This window comes from Rhizobium sp. P38BS-XIX (assembly GCF_012641435.1).
GTDB lineage: Bacteria > Pseudomonadota > Alphaproteobacteria > Rhizobiales > Rhizobiaceae > Rhizobium.
On record NZ_JABAIJ010000004.1, the window covers coordinates 275611 to 294800 of the forward strand.

Annotated in this window: 16 protein-coding genes; 4 read left to right on the forward strand and 12 right to left on the reverse strand. The window is 59.3% G+C overall.

Annotation, left to right across the window (positions count from 1 at the left end; translation table 11 throughout):
* Positions 1-153 precede the first annotated feature (153 nt).
* Positions 154-1347: an adenylate/guanylate cyclase domain-containing protein gene (locus HGP17_RS15655; RefSeq protein WP_168810490.1), complete on the reverse strand. Its 1194-nt coding sequence runs from the start codon at positions 1345-1347 to the stop codon at positions 154-156.
* 224 nt (positions 1348-1571) lie between these two features.
* Here HGP17_RS15655 and HGP17_RS15660 point away from each other — a divergent pair, with 224 nt between their 5' ends.
* Entirely contained in the window at positions 1572-2204 is a 633-nt protein-coding gene (locus HGP17_RS15660; RefSeq protein WP_168810492.1) for a TetR family transcriptional regulator, read from the forward strand.
* Positions 2205-2381: 177 nt separating this feature from the next.
* On the forward strand, positions 2382-3569 hold the full coding sequence (locus HGP17_RS15665) for an MFS transporter (RefSeq protein ID WP_168810494.1): 1188 nt from the start codon (positions 2382-2384) through the stop codon (positions 3567-3569).
* 48 nt (positions 3570-3617) lie between these two features.
* On the opposite strand, the gene HGP17_RS15670 is transcribed toward HGP17_RS15665, so the two are convergent.
* The 7 genes from HGP17_RS15670 to HGP17_RS15700 form a co-directional block, all read right to left on the reverse strand.
* Positions 3618-4265, reverse strand: a complete 648-nt coding sequence (locus HGP17_RS15670; RefSeq protein WP_168810496.1) for a hypothetical protein — start codon at positions 4263-4265, stop codon at positions 3618-3620.
* A gap of 221 nt (positions 4266-4486) precedes the next feature.
* Complete coding sequence (locus HGP17_RS15675) at positions 4487-6310, reverse strand: ABC transporter ATP-binding protein (protein ID WP_168810498.1); 1824 nt, start codon at positions 6308-6310, stop codon at positions 4487-4489.
* 2 nt (positions 6311-6312) lie between these two features.
* Positions 6313-7173, reverse strand: a complete 861-nt coding sequence (locus HGP17_RS15680; RefSeq protein WP_168810500.1) for an ABC transporter permease — start codon at positions 7171-7173, stop codon at positions 6313-6315.
* Complete coding sequence (locus tag HGP17_RS15685; protein ID WP_168810915.1) at positions 7170-8111, reverse strand: ABC transporter permease; 942 nt, start codon at positions 8109-8111, stop codon at positions 7170-7172. The genes HGP17_RS15680 and HGP17_RS15685 overlap by 4 nt, the downstream gene beginning before the upstream one ends.
* Before the next feature lie 21 nt (positions 8112-8132).
* On the reverse strand, positions 8133-9647 hold the full coding sequence (locus HGP17_RS15690) for an ABC transporter substrate-binding protein (RefSeq protein ID WP_205926000.1): 1515 nt from the start codon (positions 9645-9647) through the stop codon (positions 8133-8135).
* A gap of 654 nt (positions 9648-10301) precedes the next feature.
* Positions 10302-10916 carry a flavodoxin gene (locus HGP17_RS15695; RefSeq protein ID WP_246704116.1) on the reverse strand — a complete coding sequence of 205 codons (615 nt, stop codon included), beginning with the start codon at positions 10914-10916 and terminating at the stop codon, positions 10302-10304.
* 6 nt (positions 10917-10922) lie between these two features.
* Positions 10923-11156 (reverse strand): hypothetical protein, encoded by a 234-nt coding sequence (locus HGP17_RS15700; protein WP_168810502.1) that lies wholly within the window; start codon positions 11154-11156, stop codon positions 10923-10925.
* Between the two features lie 481 nt (positions 11157-11637).
* Between HGP17_RS15700 and HGP17_RS15705 the strand changes: the two genes are divergently transcribed.
* Together HGP17_RS15705 and HGP17_RS15710 are read left to right on the forward strand one after the other, a co-directional pair.
* Positions 11638-12363: a response regulator gene (locus HGP17_RS15705; RefSeq protein WP_168810505.1), complete on the forward strand. Its 726-nt coding sequence runs from the start codon at positions 11638-11640 to the stop codon at positions 12361-12363.
* The gene (locus tag HGP17_RS15710; protein WP_168810507.1) at positions 12360-13847 is read left to right on the forward strand and encodes a HAMP domain-containing sensor histidine kinase; all 1488 of its coding nucleotides are present in this window, start codon (positions 12360-12362) and stop codon (positions 13845-13847) included. The genes HGP17_RS15705 and HGP17_RS15710 overlap by 4 nt, the downstream gene beginning before the upstream one ends.
* Before the next feature lie 153 nt (positions 13848-14000).
* Here HGP17_RS15710 and HGP17_RS15715 read toward each other — a convergent pair whose 3' ends face one another.
* The 4 genes from HGP17_RS15715 to HGP17_RS15730 all read right to left on the reverse strand — a co-directional run bounded on the left by HGP17_RS15715 (position 14001) and on the right by HGP17_RS15730 (position 19153).
* A complete protein-coding gene (locus tag HGP17_RS15715; RefSeq protein ID WP_168810509.1) occupies positions 14001-15350 on the reverse strand; it encodes a cytochrome c in 1350 nt (449 codons plus the stop codon).
* 94 nt (positions 15351-15444) lie between these two features.
* Complete coding sequence (locus HGP17_RS15720) at positions 15445-17709, reverse strand: xanthine dehydrogenase family protein molybdopterin-binding subunit (RefSeq protein ID WP_168810511.1); 2265 nt, start codon at positions 17707-17709, stop codon at positions 15445-15447.
* Positions 17706-18167 (reverse strand): (2Fe-2S)-binding protein, encoded by a 462-nt coding sequence (locus HGP17_RS15725; protein ID WP_168810513.1) that lies wholly within the window; start codon positions 18165-18167, stop codon positions 17706-17708. The genes HGP17_RS15720 and HGP17_RS15725 overlap by 4 nt, the downstream gene beginning before the upstream one ends.
* A 266-nt stretch (positions 18168-18433) precedes the next feature.
* Positions 18434-19153 (reverse strand): CDP-diacylglycerol diphosphatase, encoded by a 720-nt coding sequence (locus HGP17_RS15730; protein WP_168810515.1) that lies wholly within the window; start codon positions 19151-19153, stop codon positions 18434-18436.
* Between the last annotated feature and the right edge of the window lie 37 nt (positions 19154-19190).

Consider the following 19190-nt stretch of genomic DNA (forward strand, 5'->3'; position numbering starts at 1 on the left):
ATTCGTCATATTCGCTATTCGCGTTAGAGGATGCGATATCGGAAGATCGCCTATCTGTTTGAATTTAAGAAAGAATCTTGAACGCACTGCACGTGTCCCGGTGAGCCGATATGCGCCGGAGTTCGCGTTTTGGCGCGGCGTGGATGCCGGTGCTCAGCGCCCGGATTCCAGATCATCGGATATGCCGAATCCAACAATTTCGACAGGCTGTTCGAAGCCGCGCAACGCGTGCTTTCCGAACGTGCTACACCGCATGCCGGCAGCCTCGGCAATTTCGGCTGTCATCAGCATGGCGGCGTCCAGCTCCTTTGCCAGTGCCTGCAGGCGGGCTGAGCGATTGACGGGTGTGCCGATGATCGTGAAGGAAAATCGGCCGGCCGAGCCGATATTGCCATGGACGACTTCACCTATATCGATGCCGATGCGAGCTCGCAGCGGCGGCGCATCGCGCCGGGACGACATGGCATTGATTTGATCCAATGCCTGTAATCCCTCCAAGGCGGCCTTGACCGCAGCCGCGCACAACGAGCGCTCGCTGTCTTTATCGGCAACAGGAAAGAACATGACGACGGCGTCGCCGACATGGCCCGACACCTGGCCACCCGCCTGCGATACGGGGCGCGTGACAGTTTCAAAGAAGAGATTGAGATGGTCGATCAACGAGCGTGCATCCAGCGCTTCGGTGAGAGCCGTGAACTGATAGAGGTCGCAATAAAGAACGATCGCGCGGATTTGCTCGACGGCGCCGAGACTGACCCGACCATCCAGCAGCGCGGCTGCCGCATTGTCTCCGAGGTAGGTTTGAAGCAGGACGCGTGCTGCCGCTGCATTCAGTCGGGCGCCGAGAGCGAGCGCAAAAACCGGCGTTACCAGATGCAGCAGATCGATCTCCGCCGCCGTAAATCCACCGGGCCGCTCCGTTACGAACAGGCTCATCACATCGTCGAAAAATCCGAGTGTTGCGTCAGGCGCAAGATGATTGGCAAACGCGATGGCATCGGTTGCCTCGTCACGTGAGATATCACCCAATCCGCCGCTCTCGGCATCGAGGCGAAGCATTGTCTGACCCGTCAGCAACATACTCTCGAAGACGGCGACATTGGTGAAATTGCTCTCGGTGTCATTGCTGCCTGGAAACCAACGAAAGAAATGCAGGTCACGCTCGGCGTCGACCACATCGCAGGCGACTTCGATCATCGCGATATCGAGGCCGGCATCGTTCAAGGTATTGCCGAGGAGAACGACAAGTTCGGAATCGCTTGCTCCGGTCAGCGCCGCCTGCACCAGACTTTGGGTTGCGCGTGACAACGTATCGACCAGAGAGCCGGATTCTGGAGTTGCTCGCATGGATGTCACCTCTTCTAGCGGAGTTTTGGTCATGCTGACGCCCGGAGTGTCGCATCTTTGCTATAACGACGGATTGGAGGCTTTCGCATCCGCAGGGCGAGATAGGGTTGATGATCTCTATCGCGTTTAGCCCGATCAAGTCTTGTTGGCAGCATGGATTCTTGCACAGCGATAAAAATACGACTAATTCGTCAGCTTTGCCAGCCGGATTGCGGGGCGCGCCCATGTCAGACCATCCAAGAGCACAGATCTCCTCGCGCAAAAAGCCACAGCAAGCGCGCTCGACGGAACTTGTGTCCGCCATCTTAAGTGCTGCGGCTCAAGTTCTGGCCAGAGAGGGAGCTCAACGGTTTACCACCGCGCGCGTCGCCGAGAGGGCTGGCGTCAGCGTCGGCTCGGTCTATCAGTATTTTCCCAACAAGGCGGCGATCCTTTTTCGATTGCAGAGCGATGAATGGCGGCAGACGACGGATCTTCTGCGTGGCATCCTTGAGGATCGCTCACGGCCGCCATTCGAGCGCTTGCGCATTCTCGTTCACGCCTTCATCCGCTCGGAATGCGAGGAGGCCGCCACGCGCATAGCGCTGAACGATGCCGCGCCTCTTTATCGCGATGCGCCGGAAGCGCATGAGGCTCGTGCCTCGGGAGACAGCACCGTACTGGCGTTCATACAGGAGGCGCTGCCCGGTGTTTCACAGACGAAGTGTGCGCTGGCAGCAGAGCTGATCACCACCACCATCGGCGCGGTGGGAAAGCAGTTTTCGGAAACGCCGCAAAACCCCGTCAGCATCGAAGACTATGCGGATGCCGTAGCGGATATGTTCTGCGCCTACCTCGAAAGCTTGATGCGGGCTTGAATACCCGCGTTCGAGCGATGCCTCGTCGTGTTGACACCTGGCCGTTGAACGCCTATTGGAGGGGTAGCCAGTCCAACTGGCCGTAAGCGTTTGACGTCATGCAACGCACTCAACGATCCTCGTCGGTCGGAGTGCGTTTTTTTGTGCCTCCGCCCGTCGAAAAGCCTGGAGATCATCATGGCTTTCCAATCGACACGCGATCCGGCGCAAGGCCGCCTGCTTCTGCTAAGCGCAATTCTTTTCATTTCTTATCTATGTATCGGCATGTCGCTGCCGGTGGTGCCGATCTATGTGACAGGGCAACTCGGGCTGGGCAACGGCTGGGCAGGGCTCGGTGTCGGTATCGCATTTTTATCGACCATACTGACGCGCGGTTATGCCGGCGGTCTGTCGGACCATCGCGGTGCCAAGAGCGCCGTCATGCGGGGTCTTTCCCTCTATGTCACTGGAGCCTTGGCCTCCCTCATTGCTGGTTTGCTGGTGCAAACACCCTGGACCTCGTATCTATTGCTTCTGGGGGGACGGCTTCTTCTGGGCTTGGGCGAAAGTCTGGTTGCGGTCGGTGTTATCGCCTGGGGTATCGGCTTTGTCGGTCCTGCGCGTTCCGGCAGGGTCCTGGCCTTGGTCGGTGCGTCCATCTACGGCGCTCTTGCCGTCGGTGGCCCGATTGGGTTGGTGTCACTGGATCGGTTCGGGTTTGCCGGCACCATGGCGATCGGCGCTCTCCTGCCCTTCCTCGGACTACTGGTTATCTGGCGGCTACCCGGTGTCGCCGCCCATCCGGGAGCGGCGCGTCCGCCGTTCTGGAGCGTGATCGGCAAAGTGTGGCTGCACGGTTCCATCGTATGCCTTCAAGGCATTGGCTTTGCGGCGATCGGTGCTTTTTTCACGTTGTATTTTCTCAGCCGGGGCTGGAGCTATGCCGGCCTGGGCCTGACAGCTTTCGGTGTCGGCTTCGTCCTGGTGCGATTGCTTTTCGGCCATCTGCCCGATCGCGTCGGCGGCTTGCCCGTCGCGGCCGGATCGCTGGCTGTGGAAACCGTCGGGCAGTTGCTGATCTGGAGTGCGAGCGATCCCGCTCTCGCTCTGGCCGGTGCATTCCTGACGGGTCTTGGATGCTCGATGATCTATCCGGCCATGGGGCGGGAAGTGGTGCGCCTTGTGGAGCCGCATCTGCGCGGCACGGCTCTTGGCGGATATTCTGCCTTTCAGGATCTTGCCTATGGCTTGACTGGTCCGCTGGCGGGATTGCTGGCCGATCGGGCCGGCTATGACAGCGTGTTCCTGATCGGCATGGTTGCCGCGGGCGCAGGGCTGTTAATAGCTCTTTCCTTGTTGCGCGGGCGGGCGGCCGCATTCACGTGAACGAAAACATGGTCCCCGATCGTGAGATCGGGGACCGGCCTCGCTGCCTTACGCAGATACGGGCTTGGTGGTGGTCGTCGTATCCGTCGGCCAGGTGACATAGTAGTATTTGCCGTTGAGCGAGCCAAAAAAGGCGTTCTGTCCTGTCGGCTTGTCGAGGTAACTTCCGTCAGGCGTTCTGACGAACGTGCCCTTGTCGCTTCGCTTCAGATGATCCTTCAGGAAGTCGTTCCAGTTGTCCTTCTCGATCTTTTCGGGTTTGGCGGCCTTGCTGGTCTTGTCGTCAGGGTTCCACCCATCGATCGAGACACCCTTGGTCGGATCGGATATGGAAAGTGTTCCCTTGTTGAGCGCATCCAGCATCGCTTTTGATTGTTGGCCGCTGACCGGGTCATTGACGGAAGCCTTCAGCTTGGCGGCGAGCGCCTTCATGAAGTCGCTCGATGTAACGTCATCCGCCACCTTCGGCGCTGCCTGTGGCGTGGTGGCCTTTGTTGTGCCGTTGGTTCGCGACAGGCCTTCGAGCAGAACGCTGAGTTTGTTGTTTGCATGGCTCGCCCCAAGCGAACCGCCGACGAGCAGGCTCGAAGAGCGCGATGTCCGTGATGTGTCTTCATTTGTTTCGTTCGCGCTGCGCAACGTCCGCAAGGCCAGCTGCGTGTTATGCAGCCGCAGTGAATTGATGTTGTTCACCATGTCGATGTCTCCTGATCTGCGCTGTGGGCACTCAGGTGTGCGCTGACAGCGTAGGCCCCCAAATCCCGAGACGGCGAGAACACCATCCCATACATGCGATCTATCTTCTCTGGCTTGCACGAAGCTAGATTTTAGACCCTGCGTTGTATTTGGTGAGCCGGCAAACGGATGTCGGATCCGAGCCTGGGGCTCGTTGGCAAAAGTGATGGGTGACGGGCTGCTTAAGCCGAGGTGCTGTCCGTCCAGTTCGCGGCGGTATCCTGCACGAAATGACCAGGCGAAACTTCCTCATAGGTCCGCTTCGGCGGCACATAGTCATGAGGTCGGATCGCGCTTTTGATTTCCTCGCGCTGGGCCTGCTGCTGCATGCCGCGTCGGGCCGGGTCGGGGATCGGGACGGCCGAGATCAGTCGGCGTGTATAGGGATGCTGCGGATTGTCGAAGATTGCCGCACGGGGACCGATTTCGACGATCTCGCCGAGATACATCACGGCAACGCGGTGGCTCATCCGCTCAACGACGGCCATATCGTGCGAGATGAAGAGATACGCTAGGCCATGCTTATCCTGCAGATCCAGCAGCAGGTTGGAGACTTGGGCTTTCACGGACACATCGAGGGCCGAGACAGCCTCGTCGGCGATGATGAATCTCGGATTGAGGGCAAGGGCACGGGCGATGGAAATGCGTTGCCGCTGACCGCCAGAAAATTCATGCGGATAGCGGCTGGCCACCGCTGACGACAATCCCACCTGGTCCAGCAGCTCGGCCACACGTTCCTTTGCCTGCCTGCGGCCCATCAATCCATGCGACAGCATTGGTTCGGCAATGGCTGTCCCGACCGTCATCCGCGGATTGAGCGAGGCGAAGGGGTCCTGGAAGATGATCTGCGCCATCCGGCGCATGGCGCGCAGCTCGCGGGTGCCCGCCTTGGTCACGTCCTTGCCATCGATGACGACGGAGCCGGCCGTTGCCTCGATGAGGCGCATGATCGTGCGCCCGGTCGTTGATTTTCCGCAGCCGGATTCGCCGACGAGCGAGAGCGTTTCGCCGGCGCGAAGATCGAAGGAGACATCCTCGACTGCGTGGATGCGACCATTCGGCAGATCGAAGCGCACGGCGAGATTGTCCACTTTGAGGATAGGACCGGTCTCCTGCGCGACCGGCTTCATCGCGCGGCCTTCGGTCGCTACACCGGTCTTTGCATCGACCTCCGGAAAGCGTCTCGGCGCCTCCGTCTCGCCCATCGCGCCGAGGCGTGGGATCGAGGCCAGAAGCGACTTCGTATAGATTTCCTTCGGCGCCGCGAAAATATCGCTTGTGATACCCGTCTCGATCATATCGCCTCGGAACATCACAACGGTTCGGTCGGCCACCTCTGCCACGACACCCATGTCGTGCGTGATGAAGAGAACGGCCATGTTCTCCTCGCGCTGCAACTCGCGAATGAGATGGAGGATTTCGGCCTGAATGGTCACGTCGAGCGCTGTCGTCGGTTCGTCGGCGATCAGGAGCTTTGGGCGACAGGCGAGCGCCATGGCGATCATCACGCGCTGGCGCATGCCGCCGGAAAACTTGTGCGGATATTCGTGGAGCCGCGTCTTTGCCGCGGGAATGCGTACGCGCTCCATCAGGCGCAGGGCTTCGGCCTCAGCGGCTTTCCATGAGAGGTTCTGGTGCAGAGCCAGAGCTTCCGCGATCTGGTTACCGATCGTGAAGACCGGGTTGAGGGAGGTCATCGGCTCTTGAAAGATCATGCCGATCGCGCCGCCGCGCACGGAGCGCATGTCAGCTTCAGAAGCGGCCAGCAGATCCTTGCCTTCAAGCAGGATCTTGCCATCGCATTTTGCCTTTCCCGGCGGCAACAGGCGCATCGTCGAGAGTGCGGTGACGCTTTTGCCGGATCCGGATTCGCCGACAATGGCAACGGTCTCTCCGGCGGAGACCTGCAAATCGATGTTTCGAATGACTGCGCGCCAGCCTTCGGCTGTCTTGAAAGACGTCGTCAGATTTTCGATCGAGAGAACCGGTTGGATCGTGTCAGCCAAGATCAGCTCTCCTTTGCAAGGCGCGGATCGACAAGATCACGCAGGCCGTCGCCCAGCAACTGCAGCGACAGGACCGAGAAGACGATGGCAAGACCGGGGAAAACCATGAGCCAGGGGGCGTTGTCCATGAATTCGCGGCCGGCGGCGAGCATCGTGCCCCAGGTCGGCATGTCGGAGGACACGCCGACGCCGAGGAAGGACAGGCTTGCTTCCGCGAGCATGGCGGAGGCAAAGACGAAGGTCGCCTGCACAAGGATGGGCGATGCCAGATTGAGAAGGACGTGCCGGCCGAGAATTTGCCAGGTTGGCAAGCCCATGGAGATGGCAGCCTCGATATAGGGCATTTCCCTCAGGACTAGCGTCGAGCCGCGAACGATGCGGGCCAGGCGCGGCGCATAGGTAATGCCAAGTGCCAGGATGACGGTGACAAGCGATGGGCCGAGGGCTGCCACCAGCGCGATGGCAAGCAGAATATCGGGAAAGGACATCATCGCATCGAGCAGGCGTGAGATCGGCGCATCGAGCTTGCGAAAATACCCGGCAATGACACCGAGAAACACACCGAGCGCGGTGGAAATGCCGACGACACCCAGGCTGACCAGCAGCGAGATTCGTCCAGCATAAATTGCGCGCGAGAAGATGTCGCGTCCGAATTCATCCGTGCCGAAGATGTGGGCCGCCGATGGCGGTTTCAGCTTGTTGATGATCGAGAGCTTGTTCGGTGCGTAGGGCGCGATCCACGGCGCGAAGATGGCTGCAAGGACAACGACAAGCAGGATGATCGCGCCGAACAGCATCGCGCGGTTGCCGAAGAGACGCCGCAGGCTCGATGCGAAGGGTAGGGTGAGAGAGCCTGATGTCATAGGCGCACCCTCGGATCGACGAGAATATAGAGCATGTCGACAATGAAATTGATGAGGACATAGATGGCCGCAACCACCAATAGGGCGCCCTGGATCACCGGGTAATCGCGGCGCAGAACAGCGGAGACGACCAGATTGCCGACGCCTGGCAGGCCGAAGACGGTTTCCGTTACAACGGCGCCGGCGACCAGCATGGCAACGGAAAGGCCGATAACGGTGATGATCGGGATCATCGCGTTCTTGAGCGCATGCTTCAGGATTACGCGGCGTTCGCTGGCGCCTTTTGCACGCGCTGTGCGCACATAGTCGTCGCCGAGCACGTCGAGCATGGCGGCCCGCGTAAAGCGGGTGATCATCGCCGAATTGACGACCCCAAGCGTGATGGCCGGGAGAATGAGGTGATGCAGGCGCTCAAGGAAGGCCGTGTCCGGGCCGCCGTAACCCGAGGCCGGAAACCACCCCTGCCCAACGGCGAGGATCTGAATGAGCATCAGGCCAAGCCAGAAGCTCGGAACGCTTGCAGCCACCATGGTGAGCACGACGACGACCTGATCGAAGAATGTCCCCCGTTTGACCGCCGAGATGATCCCGACGGGAAGCGCGATTGCCGTGGCAATCAGAATTGAGAACAGCGTCAGGAAAAATGTCGGTTCCGCGCGTGCCGCCAGTGCCTGCGTCACCGGTTGGTTGAGAAAGATCGATTGCCCAAGGTCGCCCTTCAGCAGACCCAGCACGAACTGGCCATATTGAACGAGCAGCGGCGCATCGAGCCCCATCTTGGCTCGCAGCTGTGCGATGTCCTGCGGTGTGGCGTCGGCTCCGAGCATGACGGCTGCCGGATCGCCCGGGGTCACCCGGACGATGATGAAGACGACCGTCACGACAAGCGCGAGCACGATCACCATGCCTCCGAGACGTCTCAAAAGCGCCTGGGCGATCTTTGCCATATGCTTCAAGCCTTATTTCTTCGGGGAGACATTCCAGAAGTGCGGCCAATAGGTCGGCGTATAGCCGGTGACCGTGGCGGAAATGCCCGAAAGTGCGTTGAAGTTGCCGACCTTGTAGAGCGGAGCATCGTCGTAGATGACGGTCTGAATGCCGGTCCAGGCCTTCTGTTTGGCATCGTCGCTCGTTGCGTCCATGTAGGCCGAGACGGCCTTGGTCTTCTGGTCGGAGACATACCAGCCCGGATAGCTGTCGGTAATCGTGTTGATCGTCGTCGGATCGCCGGGGAAATTGGAATGGGTGATGAAGATATCCCATTCTTTCGGATCGGCCCGGCGGGTGGTCAATGTCGCCCAATCGACGACCTGCATGTCGACCTTGAAGCCTGCAGCTTCCAGATAGGCCTTGGCGACTTCGCCGATCTTGTAGTGAAATTCATACTGGCGGCTGGTCAGAAGCCGGATCGGGGTGCCGTCATACCCGCCTTCTTTCAACAGCTTTGCCGCCGTGTCGGGATCGCCTTCGCCGTAGCGCACGACGCCGTCCTCGGTGTGCCAGAACGAGCCTTTCGGGAAGAAGGCGCCATCGACGCTGAAGAAGCGCTGATCGTTGAAGGCGGCCAGCATCATGTCGGAGGAGTTCAGCGCCGCCTGTACCGCCTGGCGAAGCGGCTTCTTGACGAGCAGGCCCTGCTTCATGTTCATGTTGAGCGATACCCAGCCGGCATCCTGGAAGATGACGGGCTTGGCGTTGCCGCTCTTTTCGATGCGGTCATAGGCGCTGACGGGCAGCGAGTCGGCAAAATCGAACTGTCCCGAGATCAGGCCTTCGACGCGCGTATTGGCGTCCGGCACCGGCACGAAGCGGATTTCCTTGGCGATTGCTTCGCGCTTGCCCGCATAGTTGTTCGGCTCGCCATCGGGCGACTTGTAGCCGTCGAAGCGCACGAGCTGCGTATACTGATCCGGCTTGCGCTCCTTGAGCATATAAGGACCGGTGCCGATGAAATCGGTAAGCGTATCGGCCACCTTGGACGCAGGCATGATGATCGAAGATTGCGAAAGGGTGGCCAGCAGCGGTGCATAGCGCGACTTCAGCTTGAAGACGACGGCGTGATCGCCATCCGCAGTCAGGCTGTCGACGATGGTGGCAACCTGCTTGCCCTTGGAATTGACATTCATCCAGCGCTTCAGCGAGGCAACCACATCCTTCGAGCCAAAATCGCTTCCGTCGTGGAATTTCACGCCTTCGCGTAGCGGAATGCGATAGGTAAGGCCATCATCCGAGATCGTTGGCATACCGGCGGCAAGCAGCGGAACGGACTTCCACTGGCCGTCGTAGGTGTAGAGCGTCTCGAAAATATGCTGATCGACTGTCAATACGATATCGGTCGGCGTCTGCATGGCGTCGAGGGTTGGCAGTTCACCGATGGTGGCGACGGTCAAAACGCCGTCCGACGACTGAGCGATTGCCTGATTGCTGGTACCGGCAAGCATCGCCAATGTGATCAAAACGAATGCGCTTTTCATCATCGTCCCCTTTTTTGTCAGCCGCCCTTGTGGGCCGTCGCTCTTGTCAATCAGCATGCCTCCGAGCGGTTTTCATCCGCTCAGAAATCAGGTTCAACGCATTTGCGGTTCGCCTGGGCGAAGCCGCTGCCTGCACGTCGCGGCGGGATCCGCCAGCTCATGTGATCGAATATCGGCAGCAATCAGCCCCGGTCGCTTTTTGAAAAGGCCTGCTGCTGCTCTGTTCACCCGTTGACATTAAGTAATGTAATTTTTTTTCTTAATAACGACATGACATCGACCCTTGTCAACGGCTTTTCGTTTATGGACGGCTTATTATGTAAATTATTTTCGTAAACTACCGGTTTTGCAGCATGATTTTCATGGGATTCCGACCCAGGCTCTTTGAGGATTTGCGTCCCGAGCAGAGAGCGTCATGCACTGACCGAGATGCTCGTTCATTTCCAGGTGCTGAGATTTAATGTGAGGGATCTTGAGTAGGGATCGATGCTAGTCGTGCGGAGATTTCAGGCGAATTGCATGGATCAGTGTGCGGCAGCGAAGGGCAGCAATCGTGCACAGCATGCCTGGCGATAGGGTCAAGGAGCCGACCATGTGCCGTCGTTTGACGTCTGGCGACGGCCGCCGCGATCGATGGCGGCAGCCTAATTGCCGCTACAGGGCCTGTGGACCTCGTCCGGACATGACCTGACGTACCCAGGAGGATATTGCACCGTCGGCTTGTCGCTCCGAGATGTCGAATTCACTGACCATCAGCCCCGGAAGAACAGATGCATTGCGGGCCTGTGCGGCGAAATTTCGTTCGTAGTGGGCAGGCGCCAATGCATATGCTGCAAAGGCAGCAACGTTCCGCCCTTTGAAATCGGTTTCCTCAAGGAAGCGCATCACCGGCGGCGCGATCGTGTTCCACCATACCGGCCCTCCGACCAGAACAAGATCATAGTTCGACATGTCCGGGAGTTTGCCGAGCAGCGGCGGCAGCTTGCCGGTTTCCAGTTCGGACCTTGCCTGCGTTGCCATACGCTCGAGATCAAGGGGGTAGGGTGCTGCCATCTGGATTTCGAAAAGTTCGCCGCCAACCACGGTGCTTAGCGTCTCGGCGACGGATTTCGTGTGGCCCATGTAGGAGTAATGAGCGACGAGAATCCTGCGCCCTTGCCCAGCCAGGGACCATCTGGGCACTGTCGCTGCGGCGACCATTGAGGTGAGCACGGTGCGGCGGGAGAGTTGCATACGCCTTCTTTCTTTTTCCAAGGAGCCTTTGTCCATCGAGTGCTAACCAATTGCCGCAGTTCGTTGGAAGGGCGGCTGGCGTTGATGGGACGCCTGCATGACGTCGTTCAAGCGTTCCTCCAGAACATCCGGATCGTTCTCCCCTTCGTCGGCAAATTTCATCAGTTCCCGCGCGGCGATAATCGCGGGGCGATCGGAAAATGTCAGATCGTGGCGGGAGCAGAACGCTTCCAGCACCCGGCGTAAAATTGCGATTTGCGAAAGCTCGATGGCCAATTCCATATCCTCCAGTGGGGCGCGATATCGCCGACCAGGCGAGTGAATTTCGAGGTATAGAATAGGTGGCGCATGTCGCAGCTTTGTGCCGAAGATGTAAATGCATGTCACCGAGCGATGGGGATATCGCGCTTTGAGCGCAAACGGATCTGATGTGTAAGCGCGCAGTCGGCGAATAAATAGAAAGCGAGCGTCACAGCGGCGGTTTGTGGCCTTCGTCATGGCCCGATCTGCGGATTACCCTTGTTTTCCCGTCCCTCGCAAGGGTTTCGTCCTTGCGACAAAGCCGCGACAATTTGATGTGAAACGCTCGGCCTGCGATATATTTTTACGACAACTGACGTGCAAATTAAGAGCGCACCGACATTCAGCATTCACCCGCTGCAACTCATCGGCCGCTGTGAAACTTTGATACACTTTTTTCGATGCGGGCTGGATTGGGCTTCGGTAAACTAGGGCATTATTCTGGACCAGACCCAAAATGCAAAAAGCAGCACATATCGCCGTTGTCGACGACCACGCAGACATAAGAGACCTGGTCGGCCAGTATCTTGAGCAGCAGGGCTACCGGGTGAGCGTGGCGGATAGCGGGCTGGCTCTCCGGCGGATTCTGGAGCGCAACGGTGTCGATCTCGTCGTTCTGGACGTGATGATGCCGGGCGAGGACGGCCTTTCCGTCTGCCGACATTTGCGCGCGACGACGGATATTCCCATCATATTTCTAACCGCCATGACGGAGGATACCGACCGTATCATCGGTCTCGAGCTTGGCGCCGACGATTATATCGTGAAGCCGTTCAATCCGCGTGAGCTGTTGGCGAGGATCAGGGCGGTATTGCGCCGTGTCAACAGCGTGCCACAGCAGCAGCTGGAAACGCTGAAGAAGGCGAAGGTGGTGCGCGTCGGGCATTGGCGCGTCAATATGGGCAGGCAGGAGCTTTCCGGAGATGACGGCGTCGGCATTCCGCTAAGCACGGCAGAGTTCCGGCTGCTCAAGGTCTTTCTCGAACGTCCCGGCCTCGTGTTGAGCCGCGAACAGCTTCTCGATCTGACCGTTGGGAGAACGGCTGATATTTTCGACAGAAGCATCGACAATCAGGTGAGCCGCCTGCGCAAGAAAATAGAGCCTGACCCCAAGAATCCATCCGTCATCAAGACGCATTGGGGTGGCGGTTACAGCCTGTCGGTGGATGTGGGGTTCGAATGATCTATTGGTGGAGGAGGAGCCTTGCGGCGCAGTTCATCGGCTTTACCCTGCTTGCGTTGGTCGTCGCGCAGGGACTGACATTCCTGATCTCATGGGACGAGCGCACCAAGGCATTGCATGCAGCGATGAAGAGCGAATTCTTCAGCCGTTGCGCATCGATGACGCGGCTGATGGAATCCATGCCCGAGCCGCTGCGCAACCAGGCTCTCCTTGCGAGCGAAACCAGCTATTCTCGCTTCTGGCTTACCACCAAAGAGCCAATCGATGCCAGCGAATGGCGCGCGCAAGCGGCAAGGGAGCTTTCTCGACCGATCGAGAACTATATCGACTTGGCGGGAAAATATGGCATGCACCGAAGTTCCGTAGGTCAACGCCTGGCTTTGAATGACGACGGGACACCGAATAATTGGGTTACTCCGCCCTCCGTTTTATGGAGCTTGCCGCAACCCGCCAAATATGTCGGCTTCGGTGATCGCGACGGATACGGGCTTGCCATCAAGCTCGATAACGGCGTGTGGTTGAACACGGCCTTTTACAAGGATATCGGCGACGGATGGTGGGATTTGAAATCGCTGACATCCCTGGTGACGACTGCGCTGGTGCTCTCGCTCATCGGCGTCTTTATCGCCAGCCGTATCGCACGTCCGTTGAGACGGCTCGCATCATCCGCCGAAGCCTTGGGCCGGGGTGAAAATCTTCCGCCGTTGCCGGAGGCCGGGCCTGACGATATCAGGCGCACTGCCGAGGCATTCAACAAGATGCAGGAACGTCTTCACCGGTTCGTCGACGATCGCACCAGAATGCTGGCTGCCATCGGTCATGATCTGCGCACGCCGTTGACGTCGCTTCGCTTGCGTGCGGAGTTTGTCAAGGATGCCGAAACCCAGCAAAAGATGTTGTCGACCATCGACGAGCTTCAGAAGATGACCGAAGCTGCGATTTCCTTTGCGCGGGGCGAATCCACGGCCGAAGAGACGCGCGCCATCGAACTTGACGCGCTGGTCGGCAGCATCTGCGACGACCTTGCCGATCTCGGCATGCCGGTGGAATATATCGAAGGGCCAAAGACGACCTACCGTTGTCGTCCCGACGGCTTGCGCCGTGCGGTGCGTAATCTGGCGGAAAATGCCGCGCGCTATGGTGGGCATGCCAAGGTTCAGATCCGCCATTCCGCCGGCACGATCGATATCGTCGTGGAAGACAACGGCCCGGGCATCCCCGATGACATGAAGGAGAAGGTGTTCGCACCCTTCTTCCGCCTGGAGGCATCCAGAAACAGAGCGACAGGTGGTGTTGGACTTGGTCTCTCCATTGCCCGCGCCGTCGCACGACAGCACGGCGGCGATATTTTCCTTCAGCCCAACAACCCCGGCCTCAAAGCCATCATCTCCCTACCACAAGAGGGTCATGTGCAGCCATTCTCGAAAGCGGTCAGAGGAAAACGCCGGATACGCTCACCAAAGCTTGCGGAACAACAGGGCTAGAGCAATTCCAGGAAAAGTGCGCAGCGATTTTCCGCCTGGAATTGCTAGACAACAAAGAGATAGAGCGGTTCAGAGGTTCCGTGAAAAACTGAACCGCTCAAGGCCGAACCCTCGAAAGCGTTCGGTCTGCCGTTCCCAAGGGCTGCGGCAACCCTATCGCATCTGGAGTACGATCGGGCGGCTGCTTGCCGGATCCGTATGTTCACGTAACGTCTTAACGTCGCCCGGTGCGACAGCTCCGCCGTGATTTCCCCATGAAGATCGCACGAGTGTGAGGACATCGGCGATCTGCTGATCCGAAAGCTGCTGTCTGAACGGCGGCATGCGGTAGGCGTCCGGAATGCCGCTTGCGACGACGCGGCTGGAGCCGTTCAGCGTAACATTGATCTGAGACGCATTTTCCACCGCAAGCGATGAGGTTGCACCGGCGAGCGGTGAAATCCATGGTGCTTTTCCGCGGCCATCGACACCGTGACAGAAGCTGCATTTCGCCAGGAACGTCTGCGCGCCCGGGTTTTGCTGGTGCGCGGCGGAAGACCCGGTGTCGGACGCTGCTTCGACATACTGCCAGGGTGTGCCGTCGCGAGCCGGGTCACCCGGCAAGGCCTTCAGGTAGTGGCTGATGGCCTTCAGATCATCGTCGGTCATGAACTGCGTCGAATTGTTGAACGCATCGGCCATCGAGCCGAAGACGACGCCATGCTGGTTTCTGCCCGTCTTGAGGAAGGTGTAGATATCCTCCTCGCTCCATCGGCCAAGGCCGGTGTTGGGATCGCTGCGCAGGCTCGGCGCATACCAGCCGTCGAGAAGAGCGCCGGATAGATAGAGCGGGCTGCTTTCATCGAGCGCCTTTTCTGCCATGGTGATCGAGCGTGGGGTATGGCAGCTGCCACAATGGCCCGGTCCTTGGACGAGATAGGCTCCCCGGTTCCAGAGCTCGTCGCCTGCGGTCTTGGGTTGATATCTTCCTGGCTCGGTGAAGACCGCATTCCAAAGCGCCAGCGGCCACCGCATGTTCATCGGCCATTTTATATCCGAGGGTCTGTCAGCCTGGCGCACCGGATCGACACGCTTCGTGAAATAGGCGTATAGCGCCTGAATATCGTCATCGCTCATCTTCACGTAGGAAGGATAAGGCATGGCCGGATAAAGGCGATGTCCATCGCGCGCCACACCGTGCCGAACCGCGCGGTCGAAATCGGCCAGTGTATAGTTGCCGATGCCGGTCTCCTTGTCGGGCGTTATATTCGTCGTAAAGATGGAGCCGAGCGGCGTGCCCATTTCCAGCCCACCCGCAAAGGGAGCGCTTTTCGGGGTGCTGTGACAGGCAACGCAGTCGCTTAAGCGCGCGACGTATTCGCCCCGTTGAAGCAGCTGCTCCGAGGGAGCCTGTGTTTCGGTGACATTGTCGAAGGCGGATGCCGGCTTGCGTGTGACGAACCATGCGACGCCGCCTGCGACAAGCACGATGATCAGAAGAACAACGAGAAGAAATTTCCTCAAGGGTGCACCGTATCTTTGCTAGAGGGTTTCGTCTCCGGCCCCTGGCCGACAGGCTGGGAGCCGGAGACTTGCGCTGCGCAGCGGGAGCTGCGCCCTAGCTTTCGAACGTGTAATTTGACAGCGGCATGCTGCGTATTCGCTTGCCGGTCAGCGTGGAGACTGCGTTGGCGACCGCCGGCGGTATGGCGGGAAGTCCCGGCTCGCCGATGCCACCCATCTCAGCGCCGCTTTCGACGATGCGCACATGCACGCGCGCCATCCGGTCTGGCGGCAGGATCGGATATAGGTCGTAATTGCGCGCCACGGGTTCGCCGTTCTTGTAAACGGCCTCCTCCAGAAGCACCTGCGACATGCCGAGCGCCGTTGCCGAATTCACCTGTGCTTCGATGATGGCCGGATTGACGATGCTGCCGGGGTCGATCGCCTCCCAAACGTCGTGGACGGCGACCTGGCCGCTGTTGATCGACACTTCGGCGATCGCTGCCGTGTGGCTGCCGAAAGGTGAGGCCATGGCGACGCCGCGCGCGCGACGCGTCCCGTCTCCCGCCGTAAAGGGGCCACGCTTCCAGCCGCCTGAGAGTTCGCCGACGGCTTTCAGCAGATTGCTCAGGCGCTGATTTTTCTGCAGCAGCTTGGCACGCAGTTCGTAGGGGTCCTGACCACCCTTGTCGGCCAGTTCGTCCAGGAAGGTTTCGTAGAAGAAGTCATTCATGGAGTTGCCGACCGAACGCCAATAGGCGAGCATGGTTGGGGTCTTCACGTAGATCTGGGCGATGCGGTAGTTGGGTATCGCATAGGATTTGCCCGTCAGGCCCTCAAGTGCCGTCGGATCGAGCGAATCCTCCTTGTGGCCGAAAACACCTTCCGTCGGCCCTTCGCAGGCGCTGATGGCCTCAAGAGCGATCGGCATCCCGCTCGCATCGAGCGCGCCGCGGAAGCGCACCGATGCCATCGGCCGCAAAGGATCGCGCAGGAATTCTTCCTCGCGGCTCCAGATGACCTTGACCGGCCGTCCGACGGCCTTGGCAAGCTGGATGGCCTGCGGATAGGGATTGGCGGACGGGTAGAGGAAATGGCGTCCGAAAAAACCGCCGAGCAGCGGGCTATGAACCGTGACCTTCGCAGCGTCGATCCCGGCCTGTTTGGCAATATCGGCCTGAAATTGCTCAGGTGCCTGGTTGGGCAACCAGATGTCAAGCGTGCCGTCCGGATTGAAGCGCGCAAGCGTCGATGGCGGCTCCAATTGCGCATGGTGGACGAATTGGCTCCTGTAAACAGCCGAGACGACGGTCTTGGCACCCGCCAGCGTTGCGGCGGTATCGCCGACATTCTCTGCATCCTTGCCGTTTCCGGGCTCTGTTGCGAGCCGATCGCTGAAGGCGGAGGTTGAGAAGTCCGCCGGCATGAGACGGAAGGCAGGATTGGCATCCGCTCCGGGTTCTTTCCAATCAACCTGTGCGGCTTCGGCGGCGCGCTTGGCATTCCACCAGCGCTCGGCGACGACGCCGACAGCGCCTGGCAAGGTGTGAACGGAATGTACGCCGCGCATGGCGCGAAGCTGATCCTCGTTGCGGATCCGTCCGACCGTCAAGCCAAGGCGCGGAGCATGCTGGATGGCGGCGTGAAGCATGCCGTCCACCTTGCAGTCGATCGCATAGATTGCCTTGCCCGTGGATTTGTCATGGACATCCAGCCGTTCCACCGGCTTACCGATCCAGCGGAATTGGCTTGGATCCCTGAGCTTCACGCTCTCAGGATCGGGTACCGGAAGATCCAGTGCATCGGTGGCTACATCGCCATAGGCAAGGCTGCGTCCTGAAGCAGCGTGGATCACGCGACCTGGCTCCGTCGTCAGGTCGGTGACGGGCGCATCCAGGCGCTTTGCTGCAGCCTGCAGGATCATGTTGCGCGCCAGGGCGCCCAGCTTGCGCATGGTCGCGTAGCTCGTACGCACAGACATGCTGCCGCCGGTAATGCGCATTTTGCCGTGAACGACCAGATAGTCGTTGCCTGTCGGCGCGTTTTCAACGACGAACATCTTCGGATCGACGTCGAGCTCCTCGCCGACGATCTGGGCCATTGCGGTAAAAACGCCCTGGCCGCCCTCGACGAACGGGCTCAGGAAACGCACCGTGTTGTCGGGGCGGATTTCCAGAAACGCCGGAACCCGGGTACCGGGGGGCATCGTGGCTGGAGCCTGCTGTGCACGTGCGCTGCCGACAGGAATGCCGAAGCCGAGGACGAAAGCACCCGCAGCCGTGCCGGCCGATGTAAGAAGGAAACCTCTCCGCGAGATATTCACCGGCGATCCGGTCGGGAACTCATCCTCGGGAACGAGATGGGGCTTGGCTTCGGTCATAGCGTCTCTCCTTCTTTGGAGGAGAGATCTTTGACCGCGGCCTTGATCGAATTGTAGGTTCCGCATCGACAGAGATTGATCATCGCTGCCGCGATCTCGTCGTCCGAAGGATTGGGCGTTTGCTTCAGGAGCGCGGTCGCCGCCACGACCTGCCCCGATTGACAGTATCCGCATTGTGGCACCTGGTGCTTGACCCAGGCTGCGATTACGCGCTTGCCGACCGGATCGTTCTCGATGGCCTCGATGGTGGTGATCTGGCGTCCGGCAACGCTATCGACTGGTGTTACGCAGGAGCGCACCACTTCTCCATCGACGAGGACAGAGCATGCGCCGCATTGCGCCAGCCCGCAGCCGTATTTGGTGCCGGTCAGGCCCAACTCGTCGCGGATGGTCCAGAGGAGTGGCGTGTCACCGTCCGACGTCACTTGATATGTCTGGCTGTTGATCTGAAGATTCATGAGGCGCCTCCTGCGGCTTTCGATCGGGAGCCTTCGATACCGGGCGCCGTGCGATGATCCGGATGCTCATCGGGCGAATGACGCATAGCGCAGGCTCACAACCGGGGACTATAACACTGAATTCGTTTCGCCAAAAAGATTAGTGCGTAAATCGTCATAGCTCTTAGACGCCGGATTCATAAATCATCCGCGCTATCGCTGAAAAACGTAAAGGCGTGCTGATGCTGTCGCCGCCTCGCCTGTGCTACACGTATATCTCTTTGTTTCTAATGCGTGATTGCGCAGCTATGGTCCTGCACGTCCTCGCCACCTTTCGTGGGCAGCGCAACGTCGGTCAACACGATGAAGCCGGGGCCATCGCTGAAATCGGCGCCGACTACCACGAGATTGTGATCGCCCATTTCTTTGGCTGGGTCCTTCAATGTTTTGGCGAGTGCCAAGAACGGATTGAAATCGCGCAAAGTCTCGCCCTTGACGCGCATTGCTGAAAATTGATGCCCGGCAATCGTGTTGGGCAAGGGCGCCCAGTCCGCGCCGATCTTGTCGGCGTCGGCCTTCAGAGCGTCGCGGGAATCGGCGCTGAGACAATCGACGTGAATGTGCAGCTGATTCTGTGAGCGGGCTTGAAGCGCGTTGACGGCGAGGCTCATGCCGTCGCGCGGAACCGCATGCGGTACACGCGCATCGACGTCGCCCTTTTCGGACCACGCGTCGGCAAAGAAGTTCGGTGTCGCCGGATCAAGGAGTGCCGGGCTCTCGATGCCGGTGATTTTGTCGGTGGGGATGAGGAGAACCTGGGCGATGCCCCTGAGATCCTTCAGTATTGCGTAATGCTCCGTCTTGTTGACGGAAAGGCACGGCGCGGTCTGTACAACGCATTTGTCGTGCACGATCTTCCATAACACATCGGAGTCTGCAAAGGCCGGGGCAAACAGGAGAGGAAGAAACGATACGGCAAGAGCCGTGACGCGACGCCTTGGTGTCATGCACGAAATTCCCTGATTGGTGCGGTGCCTGTATTTT